At 53.2% G+C, this 13,733-nt stretch carries 8 protein-coding genes; all 8 read left to right on the top strand.

All coding sequences use genetic code 11. The features are described from left to right. The first annotated feature begins 169 nt into the window (after positions 1-169). The 8 genes from D9734_RS12210 (at position 170) to recD (ending at position 13,712) form a co-directional block, all read left to right on the top strand. A complete protein-coding gene (locus tag D9734_RS12210) occupies positions 170-640 on the top strand; it encodes a prepilin peptidase-dependent protein (RefSeq protein ID WP_130207732.1) in 471 nt (156 codons plus the stop codon). Beyond that, positions 631-1,194, top strand: a complete 564-nt coding sequence (locus D9734_RS12205; RefSeq protein ID WP_130207730.1) for a prepilin peptidase-dependent protein — start codon at positions 631-633, stop codon at positions 1,192-1,194. The genes D9734_RS12210 and D9734_RS12205 overlap by 10 nt, the downstream gene beginning before the upstream one ends. After that, a complete protein-coding gene (locus D9734_RS12200; RefSeq protein WP_130207728.1) occupies positions 1,191-1,598 on the top strand; it encodes a DUF2509 family protein in 408 nt (135 codons plus the stop codon). The genes D9734_RS12205 and D9734_RS12200 overlap by 4 nt, the downstream gene beginning before the upstream one ends. Further along, positions 1,583-1,906: a prepilin-type N-terminal cleavage/methylation domain-containing protein gene (locus tag D9734_RS12195; protein WP_130207726.1), complete on the top strand. Its 324-nt coding sequence runs from the start codon at positions 1,583-1,585 to the stop codon at positions 1,904-1,906. The genes D9734_RS12200 and D9734_RS12195 overlap by 16 nt, the downstream gene beginning before the upstream one ends. Before the next feature lie 12 nt (positions 1,907-1,918). Continuing rightward, the gene (gene recC / locus D9734_RS12190; protein ID WP_130207724.1) at positions 1,919-5,287 is read left to right on the top strand and encodes an exodeoxyribonuclease V subunit gamma; all 3,369 of its coding nucleotides are present in this window, start codon (positions 1,919-1,921) and stop codon (positions 5,285-5,287) included. Between the two features lie 175 nt (positions 5,288-5,462). Next, entirely contained in the window at positions 5,463-8,351 is a 2,889-nt protein-coding gene (ptrA, locus tag D9734_RS12185) for a pitrilysin (protein ID WP_130207722.1), read from the top strand. Continuing rightward, positions 8,344-11,886 (top strand): exodeoxyribonuclease V subunit beta, encoded by a 3,543-nt coding sequence (recB, locus tag D9734_RS12180; RefSeq protein WP_130207720.1) that lies wholly within the window; start codon positions 8,344-8,346, stop codon positions 11,884-11,886. Before ptrA ends, recB begins: the two co-directional genes overlap by 8 nt. Beyond that, a complete protein-coding gene (gene recD, locus D9734_RS12175) occupies positions 11,886-13,712 on the top strand; it encodes an exodeoxyribonuclease V subunit alpha (RefSeq protein WP_130207718.1) in 1,827 nt (608 codons plus the stop codon). The genes recB and recD overlap by 1 nt, the downstream gene beginning before the upstream one ends. Positions 13,713-13,733: the final 21 nt, after the last annotated feature.

Genomic DNA, 13,733 nt, shown 5'->3' with positions numbered 1-13,733 from the left:
CCAGAGCCGACGCCAGTGTGCGTCGGTTTTTTTTACCCTCCGTTAAATTCTTCGAGACGCCTTCCCGAAATTTTGCAACGCCCTGCAACAGGGTAAATAGTCCGGAAGACGGGCCGAAGAAATAGAAACTGGCACTCGTCTTTTTTTCTCCGCGCCGCATACTGCCGGCATGAAAAAACAACGTGGTTATACGCTGATTGAAACACTGGTCGCGATGCTGATTTTGGTCATGCTAAGTGCAAGTGGACTCTATGGCTGGCAGTACTGGCAGCAGTCGCAACGGTTATGGCAAACCGCCAGCCAGGCGCGAGACTATTTGCTCTATTTACGTGAGGATGCCAACTGGCATAACCGCGACCACAGTATCAGTGTCATCAGGGAGGGAACGTCATGGTGTCTTGCGAGTGCCGCCGCTGGGGCGAATACCTGTCATGGCAGTTCACCGCTGGTCTTTGTGCCTCGCTGGCCCGAAGTCGAAATGAGCGACCTGACACCTTCGCTCACTTTCTTTGGCCTACGCAATACCGCATGGGCCGGACATATTCGCTTCAAAAATTCAGCGGGCGAGTGGTGGTTGGTGGTTTCGCCGTGGGGAAGGCTCCGGCTTTGTCAGCAAGGAGAAACAGAAGGATGCCTGTAAAAGAGCAAGGTTTTTCTCTGCTGGAAGTGCTGATTGCTATGGCAATCAGTAGCGTACTGCTGCTGGGAGCTGCGCGATTTCTGCCCGCTTTACAGCGTGAAAGTTTGATTACTACTCGCAAGCTGGCGCTGGAAGATGAAATCTGGCTGCGGGTATTTACAGTCGCGAAGCATCTCCAGAGAGCAGGTTATTGTCATGGAACCTGCCCCGGTGAAGGTCTGAAAATTGTTGGGCAGGGTGACTGCATCATTGTGCAGTGGGATGCGAACAATAACGGTATCTGGGAGCATGGGCCGGGAAAAGAATCCGACCAGATTGGATTTCGACTAAAAGACAATGTCCTGGAAACGCTACGCGGCACGACATCCTGTGAAGGTAAGGGCTGGGATAAATTGACCAACCCAGATGCCGTCGTTATCGACACTTTTCAGGTTACCCGACAGGATAACAGCGGTTTCCCTCCGGTGCTGACGGTTAATATGCACGCTGCCAGCAAGGCTGATCCACAAACCGTGGTGGATGCCAGCTATAGCGTGACAGGATTCAACCTGTGAACCGCGAAAAGGGTGTTTCATTGCTGGCACTGGTCCTGATGCTGCTGGTTTTGGGCAGCTTGCTGTTACAAGGAATGAGCCAGCAGGATCGCAGTTTTGCCTCTCGCGTGACTATGGAAAGCCAGTCATTACGCCGTCAGGCCATTGTGCAGTCGGCGCTTGAGTGGGGGAAAATGCATGCCTGGCAGGTACAGCAAGCTGTTCAGTGTTCGCAATACGCCGCAACGGGTGCTCGAGCTTGCCTGCGAAGACTTGCGGATAATAAAACCTTGCTAATAGCTGGTTATGAAGACGTATCATTATGGCGAATGGGGGAAGTCATCGATGGGAATATCGTATTTTCGCCACATGGCTGGAGTGATTTTTGTCCGCTGAAAGAGGAGGCGTTATGTCAGCTTCCCTGAAGAATCAGCAAGGTTTTAGCCTGCCGGAGGTGATGTTGGCGATGGTACTGATGGTGATGATTGTCACTGCGTTATCTGGTTACCAGCGAACATTAAGCACCAGTCTTGCCAGCAGAAACCAGTACCAGCAGCTCTGGCGGCACGCCTGGCAGCAAGCACAACTGCGCGCGATTTCGCCACCTGCAAACTGGCAGGTCAACCGAATGCAGACATCGCAGGCGGGATGTGTCAGCATCAGCGTTACGCTATTTTCACCCGGGGGCAGAGAAGGCGAGATGACCCGCCTGCATTGCCCGAATCGTCAGTAGTCAGGAGCCGCTATGTTAAGGGTCTACCATTCCAATCGTCTGGACGTACTGGAAGCGTTGATGGAGTTTATTGTCGAACGCGAACGGCTGGACGATCCTTTCGAGCCAGAAATGATTCTGGTGCAAAGTACCGGTATGGCACAGTGGCTGCAAATGACCCTGTCGCAGAAGTTCGGCATTGCGGCAAACATTGATTTTCCGCTGCCTGCGAGCTTTATCTGGGATATGTTTGTCCGGGTATTACCAGAGATCCCCAAAGAGAGCGCCTTTAACAAGCGGAGTATGAGCTGGAAACTGATGACTCTGCTGCCACAACTGCTGGATCGCGAAGATTTTACACTATTGCGTCATTACCTGACTGACGATAGCGACAAGCGAAAACTGTTTCAGCTTTCCTCAAAAGCGGCGGACCTGTTTGACCAATATCTGGTCTATCGCCCGGACTGGCTGGCGCAGTGGGAAGCCGGGCATCTGGTTGAAGGGCTGGGAGAAGCGCAGGCCTGGCAAGCGCCGTTGTGGAAGGTGCTGGTGGAATATACCCATGAACTCGGGCAACCGCGCTGGCACCGTGCCAATCTCTATCAACGCTTTATCGAAACACTGGAGTCTGCGACGACCTGCCCACCCGGCTTACCTTCGCGCGTCTTTATATGCGGTATTTCCGCGTTACCGCCTGTTTATCTCCAGGCGCTACAGGCGCTGGGTAAACATATTGAAATCCATCTCCTGTTTACCAACCCTTGCCGTTATTACTGGGGCGATATTAAAGATCCTGCTTATCTGGCGAAACTGCTGACCCGCCAGCGTCGACACAGTTTTGAAGATCGCGAATTGCCGCTATTTCGCGATAGCGAAAATGCAGGACAGCTCTTTAACAGCGACGGTGAACAGGATGTCGGCAACCCGCTACTGGCCTCCTGGGGTAAGTTGGGGCGCGACTACATCTATCTCCTTTCTGACCTGGAGAGCAGCCAGGAGCTGGACGCTTTTGTCGATGTTACGCCAGATAACCTGCTGCATAACATACAGTCCGACATTCTGGAACTGGAAAACCACGCCGTTGCTGGTGTGAACATCGAAGAGTTTTCCCGTAGCGATAACAAACGCCCGCTTGACCCGCAGGATAGCAGTATCACCTTCCACGTTTGCCATAGCCCGCAGCGTGAAGTTGAAGTTTTGCACGATCGCTTACTGGCGATGCTGGAGGAAGATCCGACACTTACTCCGCGAGATATCATCGTGATGGTGGCCGACATCGACAGCTACAGTCCGTTTATTCAGGCCGTGTTTGGCAGTGCGCCAGCGGATCGGTATCTGCCATATGCCATTTCCGACCGTCGGGCGCGGCAGTCGCATCCGGTACTGGAAGCGTTTATCAGCCTGTTATCGTTGCCGGACAGCCGCTTTGTGTCGGAGGATGTGCTGGCATTACTGGATGTGCCGGTGCTGGCGGCGCGGTTTGACATTACCGAAGAAGGGCTGCGTTACTTGCGCCAGTGGGTCAACGAATCCGGCATTCGTTGGGGCATAGATGACGATAACGTTCGTGAGCTGGAACTCCCCGCCACCGGACAACACACCTGGCGATTTGGCCTGACGCGCATGTTGCTGGGCTACGCGATGGAAAGTGCTCAGGGGGAATGGCAATCGGTTCTACCTTACGATGAATCGAGCGGCCTGATTGCAGAGCTGGTAGGACACCTGGCGTCACTGCTAATGCAGCTAAACATCTGGCGTCGCGGGCTGGCGCAGGAACGCCCGCTTGAGGAGTGGCTGCCGGTTTGCCGCGATATGCTCAATGCCTTCTTCCTGCCGGATGCGGAAACCGAAGCGGCGATGACGCTTATTGAGCAACAATGGCAGGCGATTATCGCTGAAGGTTTAGGTGCGCAGTATGGCGACGCAGTGCCGCTATCGTTGTTGCGTGATGAACTGGCACAACGCCTGGATCAGGAACGTATCAGCCAGCGTTTTCTCGCGGGGCCAGTTAACATTTGTACTCTGATGCCGATGCGTTCAATTCCGTTCAAAGTGGTTTGCCTGCTGGGAATGAACGACGGCGTTTACCCGCGCCAGCTTGCACCATTAGGTTTTGACCTGATGAGTCAGAAACCGAAGCGCGGTGACCGTAGCCGTCGCGATGATGACCGCTATCTGTTCCTGGAAGCGTTAATATCCGCGCAGCAAAAACTCTATATCAGCTATATCGGCCGCTCTATTCAGGATAACAGCGAACGATTCCCGTCAGTTCTGGTGCAGGAACTGATCGACTACATCGGGCAAAGCCATTATCTACCGGGCGATGAAGCGCTTAACTGTGATGAAAGCGAGGCAAGGGTAAAAGCGCATCTTACTTGCCACCATACCCGGATGCCGTTTGACCCGCAAAACTATCAGTCCGGTAACTTACAAAGCTATGCGCGCGAGTGGCTACCCGCGGCCAGCCAGGCAGGTAAGGCACATTCTGAATTTGTTCAGCCGCTACCGTTTACCTTGCCGGAAACCGTGCCGTTGGAAACGCTACAACGATTCTGGGCGCATCCGGTGCGGGCGTTTTTCCAGATGCGTTTGCAAGTGAACTTCCGTACCGAAGACAGCGAAATTCCCGACACCGAACCTTTTATTCTTGAAGGGATTAGTCGTTATCAAATCAACCAGCAGTTATTAAATGCACTGGTTGAGCAGGATGATGCCGAACGCTTGTTCCGCCGATTTCGGGCGGCAGGTGATTTGCCGTATGGTGCCTTTGGTGAAATTTTCTGGGAAACACAGTGCCAGGAGATGCAGCAGCTTGCAGACAGAGTCATTGCCTGCCGTCAGCCGGGCCAGAGCATGGAAATCGATCTCGCCTGTAACGGCGTGCAAATAACGGGCTGGTTGCCGCAGGTCCAGTCAGATGGCCTGTTGCGCTGGCGTCCCTCTTTATTAAGTGTGGCGCAGGGAATGCAACTTTGGCTGGAACACCTTGTCTACTGTGCCAGCGGTGGTAATGGTGAAAGTCGCCTTTTTCTACGCAAAGACGGCGAGTGGCGTTTTCCGCCGCTTGCTGCCGAACAGGCTTTGCATTACCTCTCACAGCTGATTGAAGGGTATCGTGAAGGTATGTCCGCGCCATTGCTGGTGTTACCTGAAAGTGGCGGTGCATGGCTAAAAACCTGTTATGACGCAGAAAACGATGCCATGCTGGACGACGAATCCACGTTGCAAAAAGCTCGTTCGAAATTCCTTCAGGCTTACGAAGGCAACATGATGGTGCGTGGCGAAGGTGATGATATCTGGTATCAACGGCTATGGCGGCAATTAACGCCAGAGACAATGGAAGCCATCATTGAACAGTCGCAACGTTTCCTGTTACCGCTGTTTCGCTTTAATCAGTCATGAGTGTTGTATAAAAATTGCGCAATTCATTTGCTTACTTTATGATGCGCATCAGTCACGGACTGATGGTTATATAGACATAGGCTGACTCGTGCAGCACAAGATTAAGTCCTGCCAGATGATTTTCATTAACGTGTTGAATCTGGGTGGAAAATAAAGTTGATAATGAGGTCCGTGAATGCCCCGCAGCACCTGGTTCAAAGCATTATTGTTGTTTGTTGCCCTTTGGGCACCCTTAAGTCAGGCAGAAACTGGATGGCAGCCGATTCAGGAAACCATCCGTAAAAGCGATAAAGATAACCGCCAGTATCAGGCTATACGTCTGGATAACGGTATGGTGGTATTGCTGGTTTCAGATCCGCAGGCGGTTAAATCGCTTTCGGCGCTGGTGGTGCCCGTTGGGTCGCTGGAAGATCCTGAGGCTTATCAGGGGCTGGCGCATTACCTTGAACATATGAGTCTGATGGGATCGAAAAAGTACCCGCAGGCTGACAGTCTGGCTGAATACCTCAAAATGCACGGCGGCAGTCACAATGCCAGCACCGCGCCGTATCGCACGGCTTTCTATCTGGAAGTTGAGAACGACGCCTTGCCTGGTGCGGTAGACCGCCTGGCCGATGCTATCGCTGAACCCTTGCTCGACAAGAAATATGCCGAACGTGAGCGTAATGCGGTGAACGCTGAATTAACCATGGCGCGTACGCGTGACGGGATGCGCATGGCACAGGTCAGCGCAGAAACCATTAACTCGGCACACCCCGGTTCAAAGTTTTCTGGTGGTAACCTGGAAACTTTAAGCGATAAACCTGGTAACCCGGTGCAGCAGGCGCTGAAAGATTTCCACGAGAAGTACTATTCCGCCAATCTGATGAAGGCGGTTATTTACAGTAATAAACCGTTGCCGGAGTTGGCAAAAATGGCGGCGGACACTTTTGGTCGCGTGCCGAACAAAGAGAGCAAAAAACCGGAAATCACCGTGCCGGTAGTCACCGACGCGCAAAAGGGCATTATCATTCATTACGTCCCGGCGCTGCCGCGTAAAGTTCTGCGCGTTGAGTTTCGCATCGATAACAACTCAGAGAAGTTCCGTAGTAAAACGGATGAATTGATTACCTATCTGATTGGTAATCGCAGCCCAGGTACACTTTCCGACTGGCTGCAAAAACAGGGATTGGTTGAGGGCATTAGCGCCAACTCCGATCCTATCGTCAACGGCAACAGCGGCGTTTTAGCGATCTCAGCCTCTTTAACCGATAAAGGCCTGGCGAATCGCGATCAGGTTGTGGCGGCAATTTTTAGCTATCTCAATCTGTTACGTGAAAAAGGCATTGATAAACAATACTTCGATGAACTGGCGAATGTGCTGGATATCGACTTCCGTTATCCGTCAATCACCCGTGATATGGATTACGTCGAATGGCTGGCGGACACCATGATTCGCGTTCCTGTGGCGCATACGTTGGACGCGGTCAATATTGCCGATCGGTATGATGCTAAAGCAGTAAAAGAACGTCTGGCGATGATGACGCCACAGAATGCGCGTATCTGGTATATCAGCCCGAAAGAGCCGCACAATAAAACGGCTTATTTTGTCGATGCGCCTTATCAGGTCGATAAAATCAGCGAACAAACTTTCGCTGACTGGCAGCAAAAAGCCGCCAATATTGCGCTCTCCTTACCGGAGCTTAACCCCTATATTCCTGACGATTTCTCGCTGATTAAGTCAGAGAAGAAATACGACCATCCAGAGTTGATCGTGGATGAATCGAACCTGCGTGTGGTGTATGCGCCGAGCCGTTATTTTGCCAGCGAGCCAAAAGCCGATGTCAGCCTGATTTTGCGTAATCCGAAAGCCATGGACAGCGCCCGCAATCAGGTGATGTTTGCGCTCAATGATTATCTCGCAGGGCTGTCGCTTGATCAGTTAAGCAACCAGGCGTCGGTTGGCGGCATTAGTTTTTCCACCAATGCTAACAACGGCCTAATGGTTAATGCTAATGGTTACACCCAGCGTCTGCCACAGCTGTTCCAGGCATTGCTCGAGGGGTACTTTAGCTATACCGCTACGGAAGATCAGCTTGAGCAGGCAAAATCCTGGTATAACCAGATGATGGATTCCGCAGAAAAGGGCAAAGCGTTTGAGCAGGCGATTATGCCTGCGCAGATGCTCTCCCAGGTGCCTTACTTCTCGCGTGATGAAAGGCGCAAAATTTTGCCTTCCATTACCTTGAAAGAGGTGCTGGCCTATCGCGACGCCTTAAAATCAGGGGCTCGACCAGAGTTTATGGTTATTGGCAACATGACCGAAGCTCAGGCAACAACGCTGGCGCGCGATGTGCAAAAACAGTTGGGCGCTGATGGCTCAGAGTGGTGTCGTAACAAAGATGTACTGGTTGATAAAAAACAATCCGTCATCTTTGAAAAAGCCGGTAACAGCACCGACTCTGCGCTGGCAGCGGTATTTGTACCGACTGGCTACGATGAATACACCAGTTCAGCATATAGTTCTCTGCTGGGGCAGATTGTACAGCCGTGGTTCTACAATCAGTTGCGTACCGAAGAACAGTTGGGCTATGCCGTGTTCGCGTTCCCAATGAGCGTAGGGCGTCAGTGGGGCATGGGCTTCCTGCTTCAAAGCAACGAAAAACAGCCATCGTACCTGTGGGAGCGTTACAAGGCGTTTTTCCCGATAGCAGAAGCGAAATTGCGGGCGATGAAGCCAGAAGAGTTTGCGCAAATCCAGCAGGCGGTAATTACCCAGATGCTGCAGGCACCGCAAACGCTCGGCGAAGAAGCATCGAAGTTAAGTAAAGATTTCGATCGCGGCAATATGCGCTTCGATTCGCGTGATAAAATCGTAGCCCAGATTAAACTGCTGACGCCGCAAAAACTGGCCGATTTCTTCCATCAGGCGGTAGTCGAGCCGCAAGGCATGGCTATCCTGTCGCAGATTTCCGGCAGCCAGAATGGGAAAGCAGAATATGTACACCCTGAAGGTTGGAAAGTGTGGGAGAACGTCAGCGCGTTGCAGCAAACAATGCCCCTGATGAGTGAAAAGAATGAGTGATGTCGCCGAGACTCTAGATCCTTTGCGCTTGCCCTTACAGGGCGAGCGCCTGATTGAAGCCTCTGCCGGCACAGGCAAAACCTTTACGATCGCGGCGCTCTATTTGCGCCTGTTACTTGGACTAGGCGGTTCTGCCGCCTTTCCCCGCCCGCTGACCGTTGAAGAACTGCTGGTGGTGACCTTTACCGAGGCGGCCACTGCAGAATTGCGCGGTCGTATCCGTAGCAATATCCACGAGTTGCGCATCGCCTGTTTGCGTGAAACCACCGACAATCCTCTTTATGCACGCCTTCTGGAAGAGATCGACGATAAAGCACAGGCCGCGCAGTGGTTGCTGTTAGCCGAACGGCAGATGGATGAAGCGGCAGTCTTTACCATTCACGGTTTTTGCCAGCGTATGCTCAACCTGAATGCCTTTGAATCCGGCATGTTGTTTGAGCAGCAACTGATTGAAGATGAATCGTTACTGCGCTACCAGGCCTGCGCCGATTTCTGGCGTCGCCATTGCTACCCGTTACCGCGTGAAATTGCTCAGGTAGTGTTTGAAACCTGGAAAGGGCCGCAGGCGTTACTGCGCGATATTAATCGTTATTTGCAAGGCGAAGCACCGGTTATCAAAGCACCGCCGCCCGATGATGAAACGCTGGCTTCCCGCCACGCGCAAATTGTGGCGCGTATTGATACGGTAAAACAGCAGTGGCGCGACGCTGTGGGGGAACTGGATGCGCTGATCGAATCTTCTGGCATTGATCGACGCAAGTTTAACCGTAGCAATCAGGCTAAATGGATAGACAAGATCAGTGCCTGGGCAGAAGAAGAGACAAACAGTTATCAGTTGCCAGAGTCGCTGGAAAAATTCTCTCAGCGTTTCTTAGAAGATCGCACGAAAGCCGGGGGGGAAACCCCGCGACATCCGCTGTTTGAGGCGATCGATCAACTGCTTGCAGAACCATTGTCGATCCGCGACCTGGTGATCACCCGCGCGTTGGCTGAGATCCGCGAAACGGTAGCGCGTGAAAAACGTCGCCGTGGCGAACTGGGTTTTGACGACATGTTAAGTCGGCTCGATTCCGCGCTGCGTAGCGAAAGCGGTGAGGCTCTGGCGACAGCGATCCGTACGCGATTCCCGGTGGCAATGATCGACGAATTTCAGGACACGGACCCGCAGCAGTACCGGATTTTTCGCCGTATCTGGCACCATCAGCCGGAAACCGCATTGCTGCTGATTGGTGATCCGAAACAGGCCATATATGCGTTCCGTGGTGCGGATATCTTCACTTATATGAAAGCGCGTAGCGAAGTTCTCGCGCACTACACCTTAGATACCAACTGGCGTTCTTCACCAGGAATGGTGAACAGCGTAAACAAGCTTTTCAGCCAGACTGATGACGCGTTCATGTTTCGCGAAATACCGTTTATTCCTGTGAAATCAGCCGGGAAAAATCAGGCACTGCGTTTTGTATTTAAAGGTGAAACGCAGCCAGCGATGAAAATGTGGTTGATGGAAGGCGAAAGCTGCGGCGTTGGCGAATATCAAAGTACGATGGCGCAGGTATGTGCCGCGCAAATCCGCGACTGGTTACAGGCCGGGCAGCGCGGGGAAGCGTTGCTGATGAACGGCGATGATGCACGTCCGGTACGTGCCTCGGACATCAGTGTGCTGGTGCGCAGCCGCCAGGAGGCCGCCCAGGTGCGCGATGCCTTAACGTTGCTGGAAATCCCTTCCGTTTACCTTTCGAACCGCGACAGTGTTTTTGAAACTCTGGAAGCGCAGGAAATGCTTTGGTTGTTGCAGGCGGTGATGACGCCCGAACGTGAGAATACCCTGCGCAGTGCGCTGGCAACGTCAATGATGGGGCTGAATGCGCTGGATATCGAAACGCTGAACAATGACGAAAATGCGTGGGACGCGGTGGTTGAAGAGTTCGATGGTTATCGGCAAATCTGGCGCAAACGCGGCGTCATGCCAATGCTGCGAGCGCTGATGTCGGCGCGCAACATTGCAGAAAACCTGCTGGCAACGGCCGGTGGCGAGCGGCGTCTTACTGACATCTTGCATATCAGCGAACTGCTACAAGAAGCGGGAACGCAGCTGGAAAGTGAACATGCTTTGGTACGTTGGTTATCGCAACATATCCTTGAGCCAGACAGTAATGCCTCCAGCCAACAAATGCGCCTCGAAAGCGACAAACATTTGGTGCAGATCGTCACGATCCACAAATCGAAAGGGCTGGAATATCCGCTGGTCTGGCTGCCGTTTATCACCAATTTCCGTGTACAGGATCAGGCGTTCTATCACGATCGAGGCTCGTTTGAAGCAGTTCTGGATCTTAACGCTGCGCCAGAAAGCGTAGATCTCGCTGAAGCCGAACGTCTGGCTGAAGATCTGCGTTTGCTTTACGTGGCGCTCACGCGTTCGGTCTGGCATTGCAGTCTCGGTGTTGCGCCGCTGGTGCGCCGTCGTGGCGATAAAAAAGGTGACACCGACGTTCATCAAAGTGCGCTCGGGCGCTTGCTGCAAAAAGGTGAACCGCAAGATGCGGCAGGGCTTCGCGCCTGTATTGAAGCATTGTGCGATGATGATATAGCCTGGCAAACGGCACAAACTGGTGATAACCAACCCTGGCAGGTTAATGATGCTTTAACTGCAGAACTGAATGCCAGGACGTTACAACGATTGCCCGGCGATAACTGGCGCGTCACCAGTTACTCTGGTTTGCAACAGCGTGGTCACGGTATCGCCCAGGATTTGATGCCTCGGCTGGATGTCGATGCTGCAGGCGTTGCCAGCGTCGTTGAAGAACCGACGTTAACACCACATCAGTTTCCGCGCGGTGCGTCACCGGGGACGTTCTTGCACAGTTTGTTTGAAGACCTGGATTTTACCCAGCCGGTTGACCCGAACTGGGTGCGGGAAAAACTGGAGCTTGGCGGTTTTGAAGCGCACTGGGAACCTGTGTTAACTGAGTGGATCACCGCTATTCTTCAGGCACCACTCAATGAAACGGGTGTTAGCCTGAATCAGCTTTCCGACCGCGATAAACAGGTGGAGATGGAGTTTTATCTGCCGATTAGTGAACTGCTTATCGCCAGTCAGCTTGATACGTTAATCCGCCAGTTTGACCCGCTATCCGCAGGCTGCCCGCCGCTGGAGTTCATGCAGGTGCGCGGCATGTTAAAAGGTTTTATTGACCTGGTGTTTCGCCACGAAGGGCGTTATTACCTGCTCGACTATAAATCCAACTGGTTGGGTGAAGACAGTTCGGCTTACACCCAACAGGCTATGGCAGCGGCGATGCAGGCACACCGCTATGATCTGCAATATCAGCTTTATACCCTGGCGCTGCACCGTTATCTGCGCCATCGCATTGCTGATTACAACTATGATCGTCACTTTGGCGGCGTTATCTATCTGTTCCTGCGTGGCGTTGATAAAGAACATCCGCAACAAGGGATCTACGCGACCCGACCCAACGCCGAGTTGATTGACCTGATGGATGAGATGTTTGCCGGTATGACCCTGGAGGAGGCGTAATGAAATTGCAAAAGCAATTACTGGAAGCTGTGGAGCACAAACAGCTACGCCCGCTGGATGTGCAATTTGCCCTGACCGTGGCGGGAGATGAACATCCTGCCGTCACCCTCGCGGCGGCACTGTTAAGTTATGATGCCGGAGAGGGACACGTCTGTTTGCCGCTTTCACGACTGGAAAATAACGAGGCGTCGCATCCGCTGTTGGCGACCTGTGTCAGTGAAATCGGTGAGCTACAAAATTGGGAAGAATGCTTGCTGGCTTCACAAGCGGTCAGCCGGGGAGATGAACCAACGCCGATGATCCTCTGTGGCGATCGCCTTTATCTGAATCGCATGTGGTGTAACGAGCGTACGGTGGCGCGCTTCTTCAATGAGGTGAATCATGCGATCGAGGTGGATGAAGCGTTGCTGGCGCAAACGCTAGATAAACTCTTTCCGCCTGGTGATGAAGTTAACTGGCAAAAAGTGGCGGCAGCAGTGGCACTGACGCGGCGCATTTCGGTAATTTCCGGCGGCCCCGGCACAGGTAAAACGACGACCGTGGCGAAGTTGTTGGCTGCGTTAATTCAGATGGCCGACGGTGAACGCTGTCGTATCCGCCTGGCTGCGCCAACGGGGAAAGCTGCCGCACGCTTAACAGAATCTCTCGGCAAGGCTCTGCGCCAGTTACCGCTGACCGATGAACAAAAGAAACGCATACCAGAAGACGCCAGCACCTTGCACCGCCTCCTGGGCGCGCAGCCAGGTAGCCAGCGTTTACGCCATCATGCGGGTAACCCGCTGCATCTTGATGTGCTGGTGGTGGATGAAGCGTCAATGATTGATCTGCCTATGATGTCTCGGCTGATCGATGCCTTGCCCGATCATGCGCGAGTGATCTTCCTCGGCGATCGCGATCAACTGGCCTCCGTTGAGGCTGGAGCTGTGCTGGGCGATATCTGTGCTTATGCCAATGCGGGCTTTACCGCAGAGCGTGCCGGGCAGTTGAGCCGCCTGACGGGAAGCCACGTTCCGGCGGGAAGCGGCACAGAAGCGGCATCATTGCGCGATAGTCTCTGCCTGCTGCAAAAGAGTTACCGTTTCGGCAGCAACTCTGGCATTGGTCAGCTTGCGGCGGCTATTAATCGTGGCGATAAGACGGCAGTGAAAACAGTTTTTCAGCAGGATTTTACTGATATCGAAAAACGGCTTTTACAGAGCGGCGAAGATTATATTGCGATGCTTGAGGAAGCTCTTGCGGGTTACGGACGCTACCTGGATCTGCTTCAGGCACGTGCCGAGCCGGATTTAATCATTCAGGCGTTCAATGAGTATCAGCTTTTGTGCGCCCTGCGGGAAGGGCCGTTTGGCGTGGCAGGACTGAATGAGCGAATTGAACAGTTTATGCAACAGAAGCGCAAAATTCATCGTCATCCGCACTCGCGTTGGTACGAAGGCCGGCCGGTGATGATTGCCCGTAATGACAGTGTGCTTGGGTTGTTTAATGGTGATATCGGTGTCGCTCTGGATCGCGGGCAGGGGACGCGCGTCTGGTTTGCAATGCCGGATGGCAATATCAAGTCGGTGCAACCGAGTCGCCTGCCGGAGCACGAAACCACGTGGGCGATGACAGTACATAAATCGCAGGGATCGGAGTTCGACCATGCGGCGTTGATTTTACCGAGCCAACGCACGCCGGTAGTAACGCGAGAGCTGGTTTACACCGCGGTGACCCGCGCGCGTCGGCGTTTGTCATTGTATGCCGATGAACGCATTTTAAGTGCGGCAATCGCTACGCGCACCGAGCGGCGTAGCGGGCTGGCAGCGTTGTTTGGTTCGCGGGGATAAATGTGATTGCCTGATGCGACG

Source organism: Escherichia sp. E14S1 (assembly GCF_004211995.1).
In the GTDB taxonomy this organism is placed as follows: Bacteria; Pseudomonadota; Gammaproteobacteria; order Enterobacterales; family Enterobacteriaceae; genus Escherichia.
This window is presented reverse-complemented; position numbering and strand designations above follow the sequence as displayed.

Coding starts and splice junctions, on each gene's coding strand:
- D9734_RS12195 (WP_130207726.1), top strand. CDS start 1,583: ATGTCAGCTTCCCTGAAGAATCAGCAAGGTTTTAGCCTGCCGGAGGTG.
- D9734_RS12205 (WP_130207730.1), top strand. CDS start 631: ATGCCTGTAAAAGAGCAAGGTTTTTCTCTGCTGGAAGTGCTGATTGCT.
- ptrA (WP_130207722.1), top strand. CDS start 5,463: ATGCCCCGCAGCACCTGGTTCAAAGCATTATTGTTGTTTGTTGCCCTT.
- recC (WP_130207724.1), top strand. CDS start 1,919: ATGTTAAGGGTCTACCATTCCAATCGTCTGGACGTACTGGAAGCGTTG.
- recB (WP_130207720.1), top strand. CDS start 8,344: ATGAGTGATGTCGCCGAGACTCTAGATCCTTTGCGCTTGCCCTTACAG.
- recD (WP_130207718.1), top strand. CDS start 11,886: ATGAAATTGCAAAAGCAATTACTGGAAGCTGTGGAGCACAAACAGCTA.
- D9734_RS12210 (WP_130207732.1), top strand. CDS start 170: ATGAAAAAACAACGTGGTTATACGCTGATTGAAACACTGGTCGCGATG.